A 22,303-nucleotide genomic window follows, 5' to 3' on the forward strand; every position below is an offset into this window, starting at 1 on the left:
AGATTGATTGGTTATTTCTTTTTCAAATTATTATCCAAAAATTGCTCTAAGGCTGAATAAACTTTTTGCCTACTTTCTTCACGTTTACTTACAAAATGCGAATCTTCTTTTTCAAAGTAAGTTACAGGCACATTGCGCTTTTTAAGTTCTTTTACCAATCTTAGGGCATCATTTGTATTGATACGCGGATCTTTAATATTTTGTGTTATAAAAATAGGAATATTAATTTTATCAGCATGAAACAATGGCGAAACCTGACTCATGTAATCAGCCTCTGTAATTGGATTGCCCACAATTTCGTAAAACATCTGCAAATTAGACTTTAAAAATGGTGGAATTGAATTTAAATAGCTAAATAAATTTAACACCCCAGAATTAGAAGCAGCACACTTATACAATTGCGGACTTTTAATTGCAGCACTCATAGCAATATATCCACCAAAACCGCTACCATAAATGGCAATTTTTTTAGGATTTGCCACTTTTTGATTGATCAACCATTTTACGCCATCATCAATATCATCTTGTATTTTACCACCCCATTGTTTAAAACCAGCAGCATAAAAATTCTTTCCGTAACCAGTAGATCCACGGTAATTAATTTGCATTACGGCATACCCTCTATTGGCAAAAAACTGCACTTCTGCATTATATCCCCAAGTATTCCTTTGTCCAGGGCCATTATGTGGCAGCACAATTAGTGGAAGGTTTTTTGCATCAGTATTTAAGGGTAGCGTTAAATAACCATTGATTTTTAAGCCGTCTCTGGAAGTATAACTGATGGGCTTCATTTCGCACATCTGATCTTCGTTTATGGCAGAATTATTATCAGATAGTTTTTTTAGTTTGCCAGTTGCAGCGATATACAAATAATATGAACCCGGATTTCTATCAGTAAATGTCCGAATTACAAAAACATTTTCGTTCTTATCTCTATCAATTACTCGGTATTCGGTTTTAGGCAATAATTTATCTAGTTTTTCATAAAATAGTTTTGCAGTATCATCCAAGTAATGTTTTTGCTTTTTCCATGTCTCTCCAACAACATACTCCATTTTTCCTTTTCTTCTTGAATACTGGGCATCTACAACATTTAAAGTATCGTTTGCAAATAGTACACTTTTTTCTTTTCCCGTTATACAATCTAATTCAATCAATGCATTTTTATCCCTATTTACATCAGAAACTGCATAAACAATATTTGGTTTGTTTTCTGAAAAAGCAACAGGAAATAAGGTAGTTTTAAAGTTATTTGTAATGATAGCTTTAAATTTTTGAGCTTCGTTTTCACGATATAAAAAGGTTTCATTTACACCATCGCTAGAAATAGCCATTCTTAATTTGCCTTTACTATCAGTCATCCAATTGGTAATATTACCCGGATTTTGAGCTACAATTTGCATTTCGCCATCTCTAACATTTAATCTATACACATCAGAAACGGTAGAATCACGTTGATTAGAAAGCACTAACAAAAACTTATTATCTATCAATTGATCTTCTAAAACCCTTATTCTAGCTTTGGCATTGCTACTTAGTTGGCGTTCATCTTTACCTTCGCTATTAATAATAAATATATCAGACTGGAAACGAACTCCTTCTTTTTCTTTGTAATAAATCAATTCATCATTACTTACCCAAGAGTGAAAACTGATATTTTTTTCTTGCAGTTTGGTAAGCTGTACAATTTTACCACTGGCAATATCTTCAACAAATAAGTTCTGTTTTTTATCTTGTAACTTTAAGTACGATAAGCTTTTGCCATCTGGCGATATACGATAGCTAGCCTTATCCTGCGATTTAAAAAAATCGTTAACAGGGATAACAGCAACCTTATTACCTGTATTACAAGCAAAAAAGAATGCCAAAAGCACCAACCAAATATATTTTTTCTCAACCGTCATATACCATGCAAAAATAAGCAACCCTATTTGGCAAAGTAAGTAATCATTAATATTGTTACTTAACCAAACCTACTACGGAGTGTCAATGTAGCAACATTGTGATTATTTTAAAACAGAATATCCGTAACAATTAGAATACGCACAATGAATTTTCGTTATTTTAGCGAATAGTTAATGGGCTAAAAATTTGATTAGATTTATAATCAGCTTACTTTCTACCACAAATGAAAAAATTATTATTGATTGTATTTTGTTACACTTTTAGCATTACTTTATTTGCACAAGATAATGTTGATGAAGCTTTGGCTTTTCAATATTACCAACAGGCAGATTATGAAAAAGCTGTTGTATTATTAGAAAAGCTTTTCAATAAAACAAAAAACGATGCTTACTTCGATTTATATTTTACATCGCTCATTAAAATAAAAAAATATAATGAGGCAGAAAGTATGCTTAAAAAACTCATTAAGCAATATCCTGCAAAACAAAATTATGCTATCGCCCTTGGCAGAGTTTTACAAGAAAATGGACGAGCTGCAGAAGCTGATAAAATTTTTCAAGAAGCAATTAATAGCACGCCAAAAGACGAAAATAGATTTAGAGATTTAGCAAATAGTTTTTACAGAATTGAAGCCTACGACAAAGCGATTTTGGTTTTTTTGCAAGCCAGAAAAGTTTTTGATGATGACAAAATGTTTGTTTATGAGTTACTGAGCATTTATCGCTTTAAAAAAGACAAACAAGCTTTAATTCAAGAATATATTAATGCGCTGGCTAATGAACCTATGCTTTTGCCTCAGGCTCAAAATATATTAGCTTCTGTTTTTGAAGATAGAAACGATTATCAATTGCTGCAATCAGCCTTGCTTAAAAAATTACAGAAAACACCAGATGTAGAGGCTTATAACGAATTATTGATTTGGCAATTTATACAACAGCAAGAATATGAGATGGCGCTAAGACAATTAATTGCACAAGATAAGCGAACCAAAGGCGACGGAAGTTTAATTTACAATACGGCTAATGTTTTTGTAGCCAACAAAGCTTACACAACAGCTATAAAAGCCTACGAATATCTGTTAACCAAAGGAGCTGAGAATGAACTGTATTTGCCAGCTAAAGCAGAATTGGTAAATGTAAAATATGAATTGGTAATTGCAGGGAAGTTTGAAAAACAACAAATTCAGCAATTGGCTGATGATTATGAGGCTATACTTACACAATATGGAAAAAGTAGACAGACGCTTTTTGCATTAAGAAAATTAGCTTACCTAAAAGCTTATCATCTTAATGATTTAAAAAAAGCAGAATTAACTTTAGAGCAAGGGTTATTAGTACCCCAAATTTCACAACTTGATATTGGCCAAAATAAATTAGATTTAGGTGATATTTACATTTTAACCAAGCAACCATGGGAGGCGATTTTAATATACGAACAAGTTGCTAAACAGTTCGAAAACCAGGCAATTGGTAACGAAGCCAAATTTAAATCAGCAAAACTTTCTTTTTATCAAGGTAATTTTGAATATGCAAAATCTCAGGCAGATGTATTAAAAGCCGGAACAACACAACTTATTGCCAATGATGCCATTAACTTAAGCCTGCTAATTTCAGATAATTTGCAAAATACCAACGATAGCTTAGCCCTACAAATGTATGCCGATGCCGAAATGCTTCAATTCATGAATTTATCTGCCAACGCTTTAATTAAATTAGACAGTATTGCTATTGCCTATCCAAAAAATAGCCTAACAGATGATGTGATTATGGCGAAGTCTAAAATTTATCTTAAAACAAGTGAGATAGATCTTGCTGTAAAAATGTTAAAGGATATTATTGCCAACCATACTGAAAGTATTTGGATGGATGATGCTTTATTTACTTTGGCAGATTTAATGGAGAAGAAATTAAATAAGCCCGAAGAAGCTAAAAACCTTTATCAAAAATTAATGACAGATTTTGCGGGAAGTATGTTTAATGCTGAAGCTCGAAAAAGATTTAGAAATATACGAGGAGACAATGTTGGTATTTAACATTATAGTTTGAGCCAAAAATAACTTTGCAAAATAAATTTATCTTTGTACCATGTTATTATACAATGTTACAATTATTATAGAAGATGCGGCTGCAGATGAATGGTTGCAGTGGATGCAAGAAATTCATATTCCAGAGGTAATGGCCACCGAAAAATTTGTTTCTAATAGATTATTAAAAGTGCTAGATTCTCCTAACGAAGGCGTAACTTATTGTGTACAATATGTTGCCGAAAATCTTTCGGACTATAACGAATATCAAGAAATTTATGCCCCAGCTTTACAAGCTGATTTGCAAAGCAAGTTCGAAAACAGATTAGTTGCTTTTAGAACTTTAATGGAATTTGTTTAATATTTTGTCATTTCGTGTTTCGCGAAGCATCTCTTAAATAAATTTTGTCGAGGCTGTATCAGAAGTCATTTTATTAAAATCTAACCAAATTTAATTCTATAGAATGTCACGCTGAGCGTAGCCGAAGCGAATTATAAGGTCTTCGACTACGCTCAGACTGACAAAGAATAAAAAATAATTTTAAATTATTTCTTTTAAAAAAGTTAGATTTTGTTTTAATAATTTGGTTTTAACTTTTGATACGACCTCCTGTGCTATAAAGCACTTAGCAGAAAGATGCAGATCCCGAACATTCGGGACAGCAGGACGAATTAAGGAATGACAAATAGCTTATTGTTTTATCAAATCGTACAATTCATCTAATTTAGGTGATAGTACAATTTCAATTCTACGGTTTTTACTTCTTCCTTCGGCAGTTGCATTTTCTCCTAATGGCTGAAACTGCCCTTTACCTGTAGCGGTCATTCTAACGCTTTCTACTTTTTGCTCATCAGTTAAAAAGCGAACAACCGATGTAGAGCGCAACACGCTCAAATCCCAGTTATCTTTAATTTGCCCTAGGTTATTTATTTTTTGAGAGTCAGTATGACCTTCTACAGCAATATTTATTTCTGGTTGTTGTTTTAAAACTGCCGCTAATTGTGTTAAAGCTTGCTTTCCCTTTTCATCAATAATGATACTGCCAGATGGGAATAGTAACTTATCTGTAAGAGAAACATATACTTTACCATTTTTAATTTCTACCGTTAAGCCATTTTTAGTAAAGCCTAATAAAGCATCTTGCAACTTAGCTTTCAGCTGATTGGTAGCCGCATCTCTTTTTCTTAAAATCTCTTCAACTTCATTTAAACGTTGTTCGCGTTTTTTTAAATCTTCAGATAATTTGTTGATTTCTGTAGAGCTGTTACTTCTCAATTTTGCATAATTTGCATCCATTGCTTCGTACTTCTCTCTTAAATCAATCAATTGACTATTTAAATTGGCTGTATCTGTTCTTAAACGGGCTATTCTAGTATCTAAACTCTCATTATTTATTTGAGATTCATTCCACCCTGTGTTTAATGAATCTTGTTTAGCTAATAAAGCTTTGTATTTTTTGGGAGATAAAATTACGCAAGAACTAATTGAGGTTACGAATAAAAAAAGAGCAAAAGCGAAAAATAGGTTTTTCATGTATGGTTATTTATGGTTTATTTGTGCTTTGATAACGAATAAATACAACTGGTATTATTTTAGTTGATTTAAGTTTAATCAACATTCGCATCAGTAGCTTTTCTCAAAAATAGCACAAAAGGTTGTACTGCAACAAAAGCATTTATTAACTTATCAACTATTGTTGGTTTTAAAAATTCTGATTCTGGTATTGGATAAATAGCTATAAAGCTTTTTAATTTTAAAAAATCTATTTGCGGATGATCGATTTCATAACCTTTCGGCGCTTTTTTTAGTTTGTCTTCATCACTTAGTTTATAAGTTTTATTAAACTTTTCTTCTTTGATAACCTTTAAAAACTCTTCCGAACTATAATCAATTTCTTCTCTAATTTGTTTCAAAACTGATGCTTCTGGCTGCCAAAAACCAACTCCAAAAAAGCAATTAGCCGGTTGTATATGTAAATAGTAACTAGGCGTATTTGGCCCATACCCTTTTACATCAAATGCGATTCCGAAATTCTTTTTGTAAGGATCTTTATTTTTGCTAAATCTAACATCGCGATAAATGCGCATTAAAGCTTTTTTTGGTTCAGTAGCTGATGAATATTGAGGATCAATTGCCGAGAGTTCTTTAATCAGCTTTGCGATAAAGGGAAACAAATCTTCCTTTGCCTCTTCATGAAGATTTTTATTTGCTGCGAACCATTCTCTATTGTTATTTGCCGCTACAAGATTTAAAAAATTGATGGTTTCTTTTTTTAGCATGGTTAATTGTTGTATAGTTAGATTGCTTGATTGTTGCAAAGCTGCCACTTGAAAACAGATAACAGACTATGGTTCATCATAGGCTGCATTATACTTTATTTTCGGCGATAATAGATGCAATAAGATGATACGTGAATATCGATAATTAAAAGGTGATAACAAAAGTGAAGTTAAAAATATAACAGCAACGTATAGCCAAACTGAATCAAAATCCAATCTTCCGCCAGATAAATAATAAGTGACGAAACCCATACTAATCATTTCTATCATATTCATTGCATAACTTACATACATTGCTGCATAAAAGTACCCCGGTTCTATCTCAAACCTTTGGTTACAATGCCCACATTTAGTATTGGTTCGCTGAATGTTAAATCCATAGGTATTGCCAGTAAAAATATCACCTCGTCTGCAGTGCGGACATTTACCATTTACTATGGCATACAACTTAGATGTTTTCTGCATAGTATGAAAGTGAATAGAATTGAACTAGTTATTGGTAGTTAAAGCAGGCGATGAGATTTTCTTACGGTAATTTCTGTACCATAATATGCCAATGCCTGTAATTAGCAAATAAGGAATTGCCAAAAGATACAAAATACCAGAATTTAGCCCTTTGCCTTGCGTATTGCCATTTTTTGTGCCTTGCTCGGCGCTAATGGTACACATAGAACATTGTGCTTTAACCTCTGGCGCTACTGCTGTTGTAGCAACCAAAATAAATAAGATAAATAGAATTTTCTTAAACATTAGCACAAAGGTAATGATAAATTTTGTGTAGAGTTTTAAAATTTGTGTCATAAAAAAACCTCATTAATAGTGAGGGTTTAATATCCTATCTATAATTAACTAACTATAATACGGCGAGATCATCAAATAAACAATTACGCCAGTTACCGCTACATATAACCACATTGGAAAAGTAATTTTAGCTAGCTTTTTATGTTTATCAAATCGCTCAGCCAAAGCCCTAACATAGGTTACCAATACAAATGGGATAATGATAATCGACAAGAGAATATGCGTGATTAAAATGAAATAATAGATGTACTTAATTGCCCCTTCGCCACCAAACTTTGTAGAATCTGAGGTCATGTGATAAGCCACGTACATACCCAAAAACAGAATGGAAAGTAAAATCGCAAATTTCATCAAGTTTTCATGCAGCTTTCTTTTACCATTTTTAATGGCATTAACTGCCAACACTAAAACAATTGCCGTTAATCCATTTGTAGTGGCATATATCGGTGGCAAAAATGTTAATGGCTTAACATCATAACCCAAATCTCTTAAATTTACACCAAATAAAACGGCTACAACCAATGGGATAGCAATAGACAAAACAATAATCCAAATATTATATTTTTTTTCAACTGACGAATTCATATTCAATTTGATAAATTTACTTCTCTCTACTATCTGCCATCACGCATATTTCGCAACTCTTCAGCAATCAAAACTTTAATCTCATCATCTAGTTTTGATAATGCTTCTTGGCTAGTTGCTTCATAAAAACCTCTTATTCTATGTTGCGTATCAACAAGTACAAACATATTACTATACGTAAAAACTGGTTCTCCGTTTTTCGTACTTTTTAAGGCATCTAATAAAAAGCCATTTTTGATTAATTTATTTACTCCTGTACTATCACCAGTAAGCAAATCCCACTTTAACGAATTTGCTTGAAGTCTTTTTGCATAGCCAGCCAATATCTGTGGACTGTCATTTACAGGATCGATGCTCAGACTAACAAAGTGCATCATCTTATTCTTTTCGTATAAATTAGCAAATCCAGCCATAGCCTTATTTGCGTAATCCACTCCGAAATTTTTACCAGTTGTATAAAAGAGGTTTAGCAAAACAACCTTTCCTTTATAGGTATCCCAGCTAATAGATTTCCCTTCCTGATTAATTAAATTAAAATCCTGAATCTTATGATAAATAGTATCTGGTATTTGTTTACCTCTTACACTATGAAAAGTTTTTGCAACTGTTTTTTCGCCATAAATGGCTAATGGTCTGTATCTATTTTTACCTTTTTCTTGTAGTAAATAATATAAAAATCCCGGTACCGCTAAAATGGCTACCAGGATTAATATTTTTTTTAATGGATGATGTTTCATTAAATGTTTGGCATGTGCTCATGCAAATAACCGCCTTCAATAAGCATCAAAACTATAAAGTAAATAATAAATATAAAAGAAACTGACAGCGATAATTGCAATCCTAATTTCTCGAATTTTAAGTGCATAAAGTAAGCAACAATATAATATGCTTTTAATAATGTTAAAGCAATATAAAGTGTATTACCAATTAATAAGGCATGATCACCAAAGTAACCAGCTGGCTTAATCCAAAGTGCTATTATAAACTCAATTACAGTAATAAATAATAAGATGAAAAATACTTTCCAAATTCTTCCTTTAGACATGTCTCCGTGCTCGCCGTGACCATGTTCTTCTGATGTATGTATGTTATGCTCTGACATAATGATATTTTTAAAGAATAATAATTAAACTAAATAGAAGAATGTAAATACAAACACCCAAACTAAATCTACAAAGTGCCAGTATAAACCAACTTTCTCTACCATTAAATAATGACCACGTTTTTCAAAAGTTCCATTAATTGTCATGATTAAAATGATGATATTGATGACTACCCCACTAAATACGTGGAAACCGTGGAAACCTGTAATAGTGAAGAATAGGTTTGCAAATTGTTGTGCTGCAATAGTTGAAACTGGCCCATTAAAGAAATGAGTTAATTCTTCTGCAGTTGGAATTTCTCCCCACCAAAAACCTTCATGGTGTAAGTGTGTCCATTCAATTGCCTGACAGCCTAAGAACATGAAACCACCAATAATAGTAGCAACCATCCACCAAATCACTTCCTTTTTTGCTCTTCTATGTCCAGCTTCTACCGCTAATACCATAGTTACCGAACTCATGATTAAGATGAATGTCATGATACCCACAAATACAAGTGGAGCACCAGAATCGGTTATACCCGGAATAGATTGAAAAACTAAATCTGGCGATGGCCAAGTAGCTTTGGTAAAACGCTGTGCGCCATAATAAACCAATAATGATGAGAATGTAAAGGCATCTGATAATAAGAAAAACCACATCATTATTTTACCATATTCCAAATTCCAAGGTGAACGGCCACCGGCCCATGGAGTGGTTTTTACTTGGTCTAACTTCGATAATGAATCCATTTAGTAATAGTATATTAGTTTGTTAAAAAATCTAATTGTTCAAAAGTAAAAAAACATACAGATATATCCATAAAATATCTATAAAATGCCAAAAAATAGCAGTAATATCTTGGCGATAAGTAGCTTTTTCTATCGGCAGCTGCTTGTATGAGCCAACAAGTGCATTTAAAATAAAGCAAATGCCTACAAAAATATGTATCAAGTGAAAACCCGACACGATATAAATCATAGAAATTGCCGCGTTATTATTAATTAATGCTGCCCCACTATTGTATAAGCTTGTCCACCCTTGAAATTGCAAATAACCAAATACTAAGCCTAAAGCCATGGTTAGCCACAAAAATAATTGCTGTTGTTTTCTATTATTATTTCTAAGCGATCTTGATGCTAAATAAAGCATTACACTACTTAGCAACAAAACTACAGTACTGTAAGTAAACACATCTGGCAAAACTAATCCGTGTCCTTTACCTTTAGAAGCTGCAAAAACAATGTAATAACTTGTCCATCCACCAAACATAATAGTAGATGACACCACGAACAACCAAACTACAAACTTTTTAGGTTTGGCGTTAAAATTTAAATCTTGTTGTGTTATTGTCTGTACCATTTTAAATATTTTATACTATTAAATCAAATAATAAAACTACCTGTACCAAGGGGATGTAAAAAAAAGAGCAGAACATCACTTTTTTGGCACTTGGTAAATCCATTTTAACCATTAATTGATAAGCGTAATAACTGAAAAGTAATCCAGCAATAATAGAAACTGCTGCTATATAATATCCACCAAAACCAAAGAATGTTGGTAATAAACTAACCGGTATTAAAATTAATGTGCTTATAAATGTCATCACAGCACTAACCTTATCTCTTTTCTTGGTAGGCAATAATCTAAAACCAGCTTTTTTATAATCATCATCTAAAACCCAAGCTATGGCCCAAAAATGTGGAAATTGCCATACAAACTGAATTGAAAATAGAATGATTGCAATTAAGTAATCAACTGGTACATATCCAATTTCAGATTGGCCGCCTATTGCTGCAATATATCCGATTAGCGGAGGTAAAGCTCCAGGTATTGCACCAACAAATACTGCAATTGGCGATTTCTGCTTTAAAGGCGTGTAAGCAAAGGCATAAAGTAAAATAGAGAAAACAGATATTAATCCTGTTTCTAAATTCAACTTGCCTAAAAGCCATGTTCCAGCAATACCCATAATTAGGCCTAAAACTAAACCTTGTCCGGTAGTCATTGTTCCTGCTGGCATCGGACGATCTTTTGTCCTATCCATTAATTTATCTAAATCTTTCTCGATAATCTCATTAAAACAATTTGCAGCAGCTGTTACCAAAAATCCTCCTACAATTAAAATCAACCAATTTGTCCAGTTAATACCTGGCGATATACCACGATCTATCTGAATTTTTGATCCAATTAAAAAAGTAACAGATGCAGAAAAAACCACTAAAAAGGTTAGCCTGAATTTGATCAATTTCGAGAAATCTGAAAAAAACTGTTTCAATTTATTGGTTAATTTGGTTTGTATGTTTCTGTTCTATAAACTAATAGATACAGGTAATATTGCAAGGTAAATAATACGGTTGCAAAAAATATGTGCAAAGTCTGAGCGTATGGTGGTAATGAAAAGTAAGAAAGTAAAAATCCAGTTGCTATTTGTATAATCAAAACAATGATGATATAATTAGCCGTTAGTAAAGACCAAGCTTTTCCACTAAATCTATCAATTACCATTTTATATACAATCACGTTACAAATTGCAACAAGTATGGCCAAATCCCTATGCCAAACAAATACCGAACCTACTTTAGCAACCCAACTATCTCTTTCATTAAAATTTAAAGCTTTTGATATAGAATCTATACTTTCTCTAACTTCGGTACCAATTACAATTTGAATGATTGATACTATAATAGTGAAGGCTAAAAATCCTTTCAACCACATAATGCGATACATAATCACACTTTTTTCTTTATGCAACATTACAGCATAATTATAGGTATAAATTAAAATCCCTAAAATTACCAATGCCAAAAGCATGTGTACGGTTACTACCCATTGTGTTAAGTTGGTTGATACCACAATTGAACCTAACCAGCCTTGATAACCAACTATAAGTATATTAAGCAAACTCAATACCACTATCCTTTTAGCAGATTTTCTATAAGTAAATGAAAGAACAGCTGTAATTAGTAAAAAAATACCTAAGGCTACACCAGCTAAGCGGTTAATATATTCAGTCCACGTTTTGGAAGCATTAAACTCTTCAGGAACAATTATACTTTTATCATTTCTTATACTATCTGCCAATTCATTTTTACCCATACTTTCCAAGTATTTGGCAAATTTTTCATTCTTTTTTAATCTACCCTCTACGTATTTGTCTCTGTAATCTGCAGGTAATTGAGATACATCAGTAGGTGGAATGTACTGATCAAAACATTTTGGCCAATCTGGGCAACCCATACCTGAACCAGTACTGCGAACAATGCCTCCAGCCAAAATGACTAGTAAAGTTACAGCAATAGTAATAAAGTTTATTCTTACAAATCTTCTTTCAGATTTCGCAATCATGGGGTTAGTAGATTAAAAAAATAAGGTATCTGGTGCAAGCTTATTTACTTCCGCAGATACCTTATTTTATATGTAAACTAGCTATGTAGTTTATTCTGCTTCAGTAGCTGCTGGTTTATTCTTTACTTCCCAGCCCTTCTGAATTTCTTCAGCTTCTGTATTGCCTTCAAAATCATGAGGTAAATTAGAACTCATTGTTTGAGAGAAAGGAACAGTTTGTGGAATAAAATCAGTTTCAGCACCTGGCTTACTATAATCATAAGGCCAACGATACACTGTTGGAATTTCTCCTGGCCAGTTACCATGTAAATGTTCTACTGGAGTTGTCCACTCTAAAGTATTTGCTTCCCAAGGATTTTGAGGAGCTTTTTTACCTCTAAAAATAGAATAGAAGAAATTGAATAAGAAAGCTACTTGAGCTAAAGCAGCAATAATAGCAGCCCAAGTTACAAATACGTTAACTGTTAACCACTTATTCATGAATTCGAATTCAGTAAATGCATAGTAACGACGAGGAACACCATCTAAACCCAAAAAGTGTAGTGGGAAGAATACCAAGTAAGCACAGATAAATGTTAACCAGAAATGTAAATATCCTAATTTAGCACTCATCATTTTACCAAACATTTTAGGGAACCAATGATAAACACCTGCAAGCATTCCGAAAATTGCAGCAGAACCCATTACCAAGTGAAAGTGAGCAACTACAAAATAAGTATCATGTAAGTTAATATCTAATGCAGCATTACCTAAGAAAATACCAGTTAAACCACCAGAGATAAAGAAAGAAACTAAACCAATTGCAAAAAGCATTGCTGGAGTAAATCTGATATTACCTCTCCATAATGTAGCTAGGTAATTAAATGTTTTTACTGCTGAAGGTACTGCAATAATCAAAGTTGTAATCATAAATACGCCACCCAATAAAGGATTCATACCCGTTACAAACATATGGTGACCCCATACAATGAATGATAAAGTTGTAATACCAATCAATGAATAAATCATTGCATGGTAACCAAAAATTGGTTTTCTAGAGTTAATAGAGATAATCTCTGATGAGATACCCAATGCTGGCATAATTACAATATATACCTCTGGGTGACCTAAGAACCAGAACAAGTGTTGCCATAAAATTGGCGAACCACCTTCGTTTGGAAGTACTTGTGTTCCCATTACAATATCTGATAAATAGAAACTTGTACCAAAACTACGGTCGAAAATTAAAAGAACAACACCCGCAACCAATACTGGGAATGATAAAATACCTAAAATAGCTGTTAAGAAGAATGCCCAAATTGTTAATGGCATTTTCCATAAATCCATACCTTTAGTACGCATATTTAATACTGTAGTAACGTAGTTGATACCACCCATTAAAGATGATGCAACAAACATTACCATACTAATTAACCACATGGTCATACCCATTGCAGAACCATCTATTGCCTTTGGTATTGCAGAAAGCGGTGGATAAATTGTCCAACCCGCACTTGCAGGGCCAGTTTGTATAAAAAATGAACCCATCATAATTACACAAGCAGAAAAGAAGAACCAATATGAAAGCATATTTAAGAATGGCGATGCCATATCTCTAGCTCCTAACTGCAGTGGTATTAATAAATTACTAAATGTACCACTTAAGCCGGCGGTTAATACAAAGAATACCATGATGGTACCATGAATGGTTACCAAGGCTAAGTAAAAGTCAGGCTTTATTCTACCACCTTCTGCCCATTTACCTAAAAATGATTCTAGTAAAGGGAAACTTTTATCTGGCCAAGCCAATTGTAATCTAAATAAAATAGATAAACCCATGGCAATAACTGCCATTATGATACCAGTAATTAAAAATTGCTTGGCAATCATTTTATGATCCATACTAAAAATGTACTTAGATATGAATGTCTCATGGTGATGACCGTGGTCATCATGGTTATCGTGGTGGTGTGTATCTTGAAGTGATATAGTTGACATAATAAGGGCTCTCCAGTATTATTATTTTTTTAAAGCTATTTGATTTGTTATTGCTGTTGAATCTTTTGCAGTTGTATCAGCAGCTTTAGCAGGTGTTGCTGGTGCTACTGGCACTGGTAAATTAAATACCTTTCTCAAATCATCAGTTAAATATGGTGTTTGTTTAGTTACCCACTCATCATATTCAGCCTGAGAAACAACTCTAACAGGTTTTTGCATATTATAGTGGTTAGAACCGCAAATTTTAGCACATAGTAACAAGTAATTGAAAGAAGGATCATTTGTTTTAACCTTCATTTCATCAGTAGTAATAGTAGGTGTAAATTCGAAATAAGAAGTCATACCAGGTACCGTATTTAACTGAACTCTAAAATGTGGCATGTAGAAACTATGTAATACATCTTTACTTGTTAAAATGAAACGCACTGGTTTATTTACAGGCAATACAATTTCATCAGCTACTTGATCATCTAAACTTTCTTTTTTACTAAAATCGATACCTAAAGCATTAATCGCAGTAATTTTTTTATAGTTTTTTAAACCAACAACACCATCAGCACCTGGATAACGGATATCCCATTGGAATTGCGATGAAGTAACTTCTATACTCAATGGCTTATTATTTGGATCTTCAATTTTATAAAATATTGATCTCCAAGTTAAAAAACCCATTAAAACCAAAACTGTTAAAACTAAAGCTGGTACAATTGTCCAAATACGCTCTAACGAGTTATTGTGAGGATAATAATATGCTTTTCTGTTGCCACTGCTCTTGTAGAAATAAGCAAAAGCGAATAATACAATATGTGTTAAAATGAATACTATAGTCGTAATGATTAATGTTAAGTTAAACATCTCATCAATTCGTTTACCGTGTTCAGAAGCTGCTTCTGGTAAAATCATTTCACCATGCACTGTGTATTCCCAGTATACACCATATAAACCAACAACCAAAAATATTGCAAACAGCACACCGTTTACAGTATCCCAATTGATGCCTTCTGGTTTACCTTGTGTTTCACGAGTTAATTCGTAAACCCTTAATGCCTTACCAACTATTGCGATAAATAAACACAATAGCAAAAACAATAAAACGTAGAACAAGGTTGATTTATAAATCGGACCCATATCTATTGGTTTAGCGGTAGCGGCAGCTTCTTGAGCAAACACACTTGTACTAGCAAATACAGTTAATATTACTGCAAATGCCGACATTGTTTTATTACTAATTATTTTTCTTAAACTCATTTTCTTAAAAGCAGTACGATGTACTTTTATATTAATTTATAAACCCTTAAACCTACTCTACTATAGATGGTGGTTTAAACTTTCTTGTAAAAACGGATGGTTTTTTGCAATTAAAGGTTTCTTACTTAAAGAACTTAATACAGTAAAAGTAAATAAACCAACAAACCCTAATGCAGTACCTATTTCTATTATTCCAAAACCACTACCAGGTTTTCCATCGATAACTTTAGTGCCAAATTCGAAAATACCTGGCATAATCATTTGGTAATAATCAACCCAGTGACCACATAAAACCAATATACAAACCACCATCAAAATGTTTTCACTTCTTTTGTTATCACGATCCATTAACAATAATAATGGAGTTAAGAAGTTTAAAATCAAGTTAATGTAAAACCAAGCCTCATAGTTATTGAAACGTTTGTAAAAATAAACTGTTTCCTCAGACATGTTTGCATAGTAAATCAACAAGAATTGAGCAAACCATACGTAAGTCCAGAAAATAGAGAAACCAAATATAAACTGACCTAAGTTATGTAAGTGGCTATTATTTACCCAGCTCATGTAACCAGCTTTTCTTAAAAGGATAATGATAAGAGCAATGGTTGCTAAACTGCTAACCCACATTGCTGCAAAGTTGTACCAACCGAACATTGTAGAGAACCAGTGTGCCTCTAAGGACATGATGGTGTCAAATGCAAATATTGGAGTTGTAAATCCGTAGATAACTAAGAAAATACAAGCATTTTTAAAACTTTTACGATAGTAATTTAAACCTCCAACTAAATCTTCTTGTGCAGACCATTGTGATAGCTTAACAGCAAAGAAACTGTAAATAGCTAAAAAGATCACCTGTCTTGACATGAAGAAAGGAATATTCAAGAATGCAGATTTACCTGCAATTAGTTTATCATATTTAGGTCCACCCTCAACTAAAAGTTCTGGATCTGCCCAATGGTGATAAAGATTATGGGTAAAAAGACCCGCACCTATGACTGCTAATAAAATTACTACAGCTATTGGAAGTGTTTTTGCCATAGCTTGTGGTACTCTTAATATCGATGCAGACCAACCAGCCTGAGCAACATATTGCACGGCTAAAAAGAAAGCACCAGACATACAAACACACGCAAAGTAATATGCCATAAGTAACAGGTTTGCGAAAGTACGTTCGTGTGCACCACTCATAAAACCATAAACTATAGCTATTGCACCTAATGCGATGCCTACTATACTTAGGATTTTAGCTTTTCCTGTAAACTCAAATTGTTCACTTAAATTATAATGATGAGTTGCCATTTATATCTGCTTTTCTTATTTAGTTTTTTGTAATTGTTGTACATACAACACCACTTTCCATCTTTCTGTAGGAGTAAGTTGTGAAGCATGAGATCCCATAGCGTTTAATCCGTAGGTAATTGTATGATAGATTTTTCCAGCTGATAAGCTTGCCATTGCGCCACCACGTGATGAAACTGCCTCTGCACCATAATAAGCCGGAACGCCTGAAATACCTTTATCTAATTTTACGATATGACCTTGGCCATCACCTTTATCACCGTGGCATGGAGCACAAAATACAGTGTAAAAATGTTTACCTTCTAAAAGGTTCTTTTCCGTTAACTGCAATGGATTAACCACTACAGAAGAAGCCTCATATCCTTCTTTTGTATTTGCATACTCAAACTTAACAAAGCCTATTGGATCTGTATTTGCTGGCGGAGTTTGAGACGTAGCTCCGTTAGCAAAGTTTTTGTTTGGTTGATCCTGATTGTAAGCAATTGGATCATACATGTTTCTTGCATATTCTAAACCTGTACTTCTTTTATCTCTACAAGCAGAAAGCATTACAACAGCAACTAGCAGCGTAAACGCAGCGTATACTATATTTTTATTCATAGCTAATGTACTTCCTTTCATTATACTTTACCTCTAAAGCACCTGCACCTTTTAATAGTTCGTCAATTTTAGTGTGTTCAGTATTTTCTTTTGCATCAACAGCAATGATAAAACGATCATTTGTTGCTCTAAGATCCATTACTCTTGGTGCTCTACCTGGAAATAAATGCGTAGATGCGTAATAAGAACCAACTAATCCAAAAGCACAAAACAAGATGGTTAACTCAAAAGTTATTGGAATAAAATCTGGAAGTGCGAAATGCGTTTTACCTCCAATATTTATAGGCCAATCTACAACTGTAGCCAAATAAACTCCTGTTAGCATTGTTAATGTTCCGGTGATACCGAAAAAGAATGCCGCGATGTCTAATCTTGATCTTTTAACACCTAATTTTGCTTCAATCCCGTGAATAGGCATTGGCGTATAAACATCATGTATCTTGATGTTATTTTCCTGCAACTTCTCGATGCCATGCATCATTTCGTCTGGATCGCCGAAACTACCTAAAATATATTTGATATTACTCATTGTTATATTTTTGCGTATTCTTCTTGTTTAACACTATCAAACTTTTCTAAAGATTCTACATATTCTGCAACATGTTCTTTATCTAAGTGACCATCTTTGATCAATTCTAATTTTGCTTGCTCGCTTGCACTCTTCAATAATAATTTTACCTCAGCTATTGCAATTGAAGGTAATACTCTCAAGAACAATAAGAATAATGTGAAGAACAAACCAATTGAGCCTACAAATACGCTCACATCAACCCAAGTTGGTGTAAACATGGTCCAACTTGATGGTAAATAATCTCTGTGTAATGAGGTAACAATAATTACGAAACGCTCAAACCACATACCGATGTTAACTACAATTGATAAAATCCAAGTAGCAGCAATACTTGTACGTACTTTCTTAAACCACAATAGCTGTGGAGAAATTACGTTACAGGTCATCATCATCCAATATGCCCACCAGTATGGTCCAGTAGCACGGTTGATGAATGCATATTGCTCATATTCTGAACCTGAGTACCAAGCGATAAAAAACTCAGTTAAGTAAGCAACACCTACAATTGATCCTGTTAAGATGATAATTTTATTCATCGACTCAATGTGGAACATTGTGATGTAATTCTCTAAACCTAATACTTTACGTGCAACTAATAATAAGGTTAACACCATCGCAAATCCTGAGAAAATCGCTCCAGCCACAAAATATGGAGGGAAGATTGTAGTGTGCCATCCAGGAATTACAGACGTTGCAAAGTCCATAGATACAATTGTATGTACAGAAAGTACTAGTGGAGTTGAAATACCTGCTAAGATTAATGATACTGCTTCAAAACGTTGCCAAGTTTTTACGTTACCATTCCATCCGAAAGAAAGAACAGTATATACTTTTTTACGCATTCCTGCAGCTCTATCTCTAATGGTTGCAATATCCGGTAATAAACCTGTGTACCAGAATAACAATGATACTGAGAAATATGTTGAGATTGCAAACATATCCCATACCAATGGAGAGTTAAAGTTTACCCAAAGTGAACCAAATTGATTTGGCAATGGTAATACCCAATAAGCTAACCAAGGACGACCCATGTGAGAAACTACATAAGTAGCAGCACAAATAACGGCAAAAATGGTCATCGCCTCTGCCGAACGGTTAATGGAGTTACGCCAATTCTGACGGAAGAGTAATAGTACTGCTGAGATTAGTGTTCCAGCGTGACCAATACCTACCCACCACACGAAACCGGTGATATCCCAAGCCCATCCTACTGTTTTATTTAAACCCCAAGCTCCGATACCGAACCAGAAGGTATAGCCTACAGCCACAACCCATAGTGTTGCACCGCAGAGTGAAAGAATAAAGCCAATCCACCAAGCCTTATTTGGCTTGCTCTCTACTGGTAATAAAATATCATCCGTAATTTGAGCATACGTGATATCTTTACCAGTAATTAATGGTTCTCTTAAAATTGATTCGTTATGTCCTGACATAATTTATATTGCTAAGTATACGCTTAAACGTGTACTTCTTTAGTTTCTGAATCTATATTTCTAATTTTTGTCATGTAGCCAATACCTGGTTCTACGTTTATCTCTTCTAAAACATAGTAGATACGTTCGCTCTTTAATGCTTTTGAAACTTCTGAGTTTGGATCATTTTTATCACCAAAGATAATTGCATTTGCAGAACAAGCTTGTTGACAAGCCATTTTGATATCTCCATCTTTTAAAGGACGTTTCTCTAACTTAGCAGCTAATTTACCAGTTTGGATACGTTGAATACACATTGAGCATTTTTCCATTACACCACGTGAACGTGTAGTAACATCTGGGTTTAATACTAATTGCGTAAACTCATTATTCAAATAGTTATCGAAACGTGAATCATTCCAGTAGTTAAACCAGTTGAAACGACGAACTTTATATGGACAGTTATTTGCACAGTAACGCGTACCAACACAACGGTTGTAAGCCATGTGGTTTAAACCATCAGATGAGTGTACTGTTGCCAATACCGGACAAACTGTTTCGCATGGAGCGTGATCACAGTGTTGACACATCATTGGTTGGTGAACAACAGAAACATTGTTCATTTGATCTGCCTCTAAATGTGCAATTTCTTTTTCTTTTGTTACTGCACCATTGCTAGAACCATGACCACCATGATCATCAGCTTTTGCAGAAGGCTCTTGGTTGTAGCTGTAGTAACGATCGATACGCAACCAGTGCATCTCTCTACGTTTACGAACTTCATCCTTACCTACTACAGGAATATTATTTTCTACGTTACAAGCTACAATACATGATCCGCAACCAGTACAAGCATTCAAATCGATTGCCATTACCCAGTTGTTTCCAACCATTTCGTGCTTATCTGTAGTCCATAAATCGTAAACTTTATGTTTATGATGATTTCCTGAACCAGCAGCTGGATCTTTTAAATAATCTTTTAAAGTAGCTTCGCGAATGATATTTCTACCCTCGAAAGAGTAGTGTGTTTGTGTTTGAGCTAATTCTTCTCTTCCGCCAGTAGCAGCTAAAGTAGCTGTTGTAGCATATTTTAATGTACCATTGCTAAAAGTAACAAATGGAAATGCATTTTTACCTACATTATCACCTGCTTTTCCAACTTTAGTACGTCCGTAACCTAATGCTACAGAAGCAGTTCCCATTGCTTGACCAGGTTGAATTAAAACCGGTAAATCAATTGAAACACCTTGTGCGTTTTTAATAGTTACAATATCAAATTCTTTATAACCTGAAGCTTCTGCTTGTTTAGGTGCTAAAGCGATATAGTTATCCCAAGTTACTTTCGAAACTGGATCTGGCAATTCTTGTAAGAATGCGTTATTTGCATATTTACCATCACGTATTGCAACGCTTTCGTAAACATGTAATTCTAAAACATCTTTACCATTACCTTTTGCTAATGCTTTACTACTTGTAGCAATAGATGATGCAACTGCATCTAAAGACATACTGAAGGTATAAGCTCCTGCAGTTTTTGCTGTAGTAGAAATCACTCCAGCTTGCAATACATCATTCCAAGATTTGCCTACACTTGGTAAAACATTTTTCTCCCAATTGTTACGCACATATTGGTAGTAATCTTGTACAGTTGCGTCAGACCAAATCAAGAAACTTTGCTCAGCTTGGCGAGAGTTGAAAACAGGATTAATAGTTGGCTGAACGATTGAATAGAAACCTTCGTAAGTATTTGCATCACCCCATGACTCTAAATAGTTAGGCGTAATTGCAACTACATCACATAAATCAGAAGTTTCATCAACTCTATCAGCAAAAGATACTTTTAAACTTACTTTGCCTAAAGCATCTGTAAATGCTTTTGCATTAACCGAATCGTAAGCTGGATTTGAATCTAAGAAGAAAACCGCACCAACTTCACCTCTAGTCATTTCATTAATCAATTCAGCAAACTCTGCATCATTACCTTCGTAACGTTTGCAAGCATTATCTAAATCGATTGTTGTGCCATAGCTACCAATTGCAGCATTAATGGCATTAACCAATATTTGTGTAGAAACATCATTAGAGCCAGAAACTACTACTGATTTTCCTTTATTCTGTAATAATTCTTTGGCAACTAATTTTACCACTTTATCAGCAGTAGTGTTGTTACCTAATGTACCACCTGATAAGTTTGCACCAGTAACTGCATTATATAACGTAATTAAAGCAGGACCCTCTTCAGATAATTTAATTGGCACACGTGTGTCAGCATTTGTACCAGTTAAGCTCATACCACTTTCAAACTGAAAATGACGAGACATTTTTTTGTTCTCTAAAGATTTATAGTTTCTGTTAGAAACATATTGAGCAGTAAATTCTTCGCCGCTAATCCAAGTACCTAAAAAGTCGGCACCAAAACTTACAATTAAATCAGCTTTATCGAAGTTATATTTTGGCAATACTGCTTTACCAAAACTATTTTCATTTGCTTTAATGATACCTGTGTAAGAAACAGCATCATATTGTACATGTTTAGTAGTTGGATATTTAGCTGTAAAATCTGTAACAACAGCTTTAGCAGAAGGACTGTTTAAGCTAGAAGATACGATACGGATTTTTTTGCCTGAAGCTTGAACTTTATTCAATTCACCTTTAACGAAAGTATCAATATCAGCCCATGATGTTACTTCATCCTTTTTAAGTAAAGGATTTTTAAGTTTCGATACATCATACAAATCTAATACTGAAGCTTGTGCCTGTGCATCAGTACCTGTACTAAATACACCTGCATTTGGATTAACTTCGATTTTAATTGGACGACCTACTACCGTTTTAACCAATACACTCTGCCCTTTAAAGGTAGAAACATAATAGTTTGGTATACCAGGAACAACTTCCTCTGGTCTAATTAAATAAGGAATTGATTTGTGTACAGGCGCTTTCTGACAAGCCGCTAAAGTAACAGCTCCTAAACCAAAACCAAGGGCTTTTAAAAAGTCGCGGCGTGGTGTAACTGTACTTAATCCTGCTTCACTTAAAACATCTTCTATTGGAATAGGCTCAGCAAATTCGTTTTTGTTATTCTCAACAAAATCGGGAGTGTTTTTATACTCCTCTAGGCCTTTCCAGTATTTTTTATTGCTTTCCATTTAAGCTCTATTACTGTTTATCG

General features: G+C 33.9%; 21 protein-coding genes. 2 read left to right on the plus strand and 19 right to left on the minus strand.

The window, feature by feature from the left end; all coding sequences use genetic code 11:
* Positions 1-11: 11 nt before the first annotated feature.
* The gene (locus FA045_RS06460; RefSeq protein ID WP_136875679.1) at positions 12-1,904 is read right to left on the minus strand and encodes a S9 family peptidase; all 1,893 of its coding nucleotides are present in this window, start codon (positions 1,902-1,904) and stop codon (positions 12-14) included.
* Between the two features lie 224 nt (positions 1,905-2,128).
* Between FA045_RS06460 and FA045_RS06465 the strand changes: the two genes are divergently transcribed.
* Both FA045_RS06465 and FA045_RS06470 read left to right on the plus strand, forming a co-directional pair.
* Entirely contained in the window at positions 2,129-3,937 is a 1,809-nt protein-coding gene (locus FA045_RS06465) for a tetratricopeptide repeat protein (protein ID WP_136875681.1), read from the plus strand.
* Between the two features lie 52 nt (positions 3,938-3,989).
* Positions 3,990-4,289: a DUF4286 family protein gene (locus FA045_RS06470; RefSeq protein ID WP_136875683.1), complete on the plus strand. Its 300-nt coding sequence runs from the start codon at positions 3,990-3,992 to the stop codon at positions 4,287-4,289.
* Between the two features lie 330 nt (positions 4,290-4,619).
* Here the strand turns inward: FA045_RS06470 and FA045_RS06475 are convergent, their stop codons facing one another.
* The 18 genes from FA045_RS06475 to FA045_RS06560 form a co-directional block, all read right to left on the minus strand.
* Positions 4,620-5,462 carry an OmpA/MotB family protein gene (locus FA045_RS06475; RefSeq protein ID WP_136875685.1) on the minus strand — a complete coding sequence of 281 codons (843 nt, stop codon included), beginning with the start codon at positions 5,460-5,462 and terminating at the stop codon, positions 4,620-4,622.
* A gap of 74 nt (positions 5,463-5,536) precedes the next feature.
* Complete coding sequence (locus tag FA045_RS06480) at positions 5,537-6,208, minus strand: DUF2461 domain-containing protein (protein ID WP_136875687.1); 672 nt, start codon at positions 6,206-6,208, stop codon at positions 5,537-5,539.
* A 66-nt stretch (positions 6,209-6,274) separates the two neighbouring features.
* Positions 6,275-6,673: a DUF983 domain-containing protein gene (locus FA045_RS06485; RefSeq protein ID WP_136875689.1), complete on the minus strand. Its 399-nt coding sequence runs from the start codon at positions 6,671-6,673 to the stop codon at positions 6,275-6,277.
* Positions 6,674-6,697: 24 nt separating this feature from the next.
* A complete protein-coding gene (locus FA045_RS06490; RefSeq protein ID WP_225871293.1) occupies positions 6,698-7,009 on the minus strand; it encodes a hypothetical protein in 312 nt (103 codons plus the stop codon).
* A 48-nt stretch (positions 7,010-7,057) separates the two neighbouring features.
* A complete protein-coding gene (locus FA045_RS06495) occupies positions 7,058-7,594 on the minus strand; it encodes a DUF420 domain-containing protein (protein ID WP_136875691.1) in 537 nt (178 codons plus the stop codon).
* 29 nt (positions 7,595-7,623) lie between these two features.
* A complete protein-coding gene (locus FA045_RS06500; protein ID WP_136875693.1) occupies positions 7,624-8,331 on the minus strand; it encodes an SCO family protein in 708 nt (235 codons plus the stop codon).
* A complete protein-coding gene (locus FA045_RS06505) occupies positions 8,331-8,696 on the minus strand; it encodes a cytochrome C oxidase subunit IV family protein (protein ID WP_136875695.1) in 366 nt (121 codons plus the stop codon). Before FA045_RS06505 ends, FA045_RS06500 begins: the two co-directional genes overlap by 1 nt.
* 24 nt (positions 8,697-8,720) lie before the next feature.
* On the minus strand, positions 8,721-9,428 hold the full coding sequence (locus tag FA045_RS06510) for a cytochrome c oxidase subunit 3 (RefSeq protein WP_136875697.1): 708 nt from the start codon (positions 9,426-9,428) through the stop codon (positions 8,721-8,723).
* Between the two features lie 31 nt (positions 9,429-9,459).
* Positions 9,460-10,038, minus strand: a complete 579-nt coding sequence (locus tag FA045_RS06515) for a cytochrome c oxidase subunit 3 (RefSeq protein ID WP_136875699.1) — start codon at positions 10,036-10,038, stop codon at positions 9,460-9,462.
* 10 nt (positions 10,039-10,048) lie between these two features.
* Positions 10,049-10,954 carry a heme o synthase gene (gene cyoE / locus FA045_RS06520; RefSeq protein WP_136875701.1) on the minus strand — a complete coding sequence of 302 codons (906 nt, stop codon included), beginning with the start codon at positions 10,952-10,954 and terminating at the stop codon, positions 10,049-10,051.
* Positions 10,955-10,962: 8 nt separating this feature from the next.
* Positions 10,963-12,024, minus strand: coding sequence for a COX15/CtaA family protein (locus FA045_RS06525; protein WP_136875703.1), 1,062 nt, complete (start codon positions 12,022-12,024; stop codon positions 10,963-10,965).
* A 90-nt stretch (positions 12,025-12,114) separates the two neighbouring features.
* Positions 12,115-13,905, minus strand: a complete 1,791-nt coding sequence (locus FA045_RS06530) for a cytochrome c oxidase subunit I (RefSeq protein WP_136876221.1) — start codon at positions 13,903-13,905, stop codon at positions 12,115-12,117.
* 117 nt (positions 13,906-14,022) lie between these two features.
* A complete protein-coding gene (locus tag FA045_RS06535) occupies positions 14,023-15,249 on the minus strand; it encodes a cytochrome c oxidase subunit II (RefSeq protein WP_136875705.1) in 1,227 nt (408 codons plus the stop codon).
* Positions 15,250-15,309: 60 nt separating this feature from the next.
* Positions 15,310-16,548, minus strand: coding sequence for a quinol:cytochrome C oxidoreductase (locus tag FA045_RS06540; RefSeq protein WP_136875707.1), 1,239 nt, complete (start codon positions 16,546-16,548; stop codon positions 15,310-15,312).
* 15 nt (positions 16,549-16,563) lie between these two features.
* The gene (locus tag FA045_RS06545; RefSeq protein WP_225871294.1) at positions 16,564-17,148 is read right to left on the minus strand and encodes a c-type cytochrome; all 585 of its coding nucleotides are present in this window, start codon (positions 17,146-17,148) and stop codon (positions 16,564-16,566) included.
* Positions 17,141-17,677, minus strand: coding sequence for a DUF3341 domain-containing protein (locus FA045_RS06550; RefSeq protein ID WP_136875712.1), 537 nt, complete (start codon positions 17,675-17,677; stop codon positions 17,141-17,143). Before FA045_RS06550 ends, FA045_RS06545 begins: the two co-directional genes overlap by 8 nt.
* Positions 17,678-17,679: 2 nt before the next feature.
* Positions 17,680-19,152 (minus strand): NrfD/PsrC family molybdoenzyme membrane anchor subunit, encoded by a 1,473-nt coding sequence (nrfD, locus tag FA045_RS06555; RefSeq protein WP_136875714.1) that lies wholly within the window; start codon positions 19,150-19,152, stop codon positions 17,680-17,682.
* A gap of 23 nt (positions 19,153-19,175) precedes the next feature.
* Positions 19,176-22,280, minus strand: a complete 3,105-nt coding sequence (locus tag FA045_RS06560; RefSeq protein WP_136875716.1) for a TAT-variant-translocated molybdopterin oxidoreductase — start codon at positions 22,278-22,280, stop codon at positions 19,176-19,178.
* Positions 22,281-22,303: the final 23 nt, after the last annotated feature.

Source organism: Pedobacter cryotolerans (genome assembly GCF_005116475.1).
GTDB classification, from domain to species: Bacteria; Bacteroidota; Bacteroidia; order Sphingobacteriales; family Sphingobacteriaceae; genus Pedobacter; species Pedobacter cryotolerans.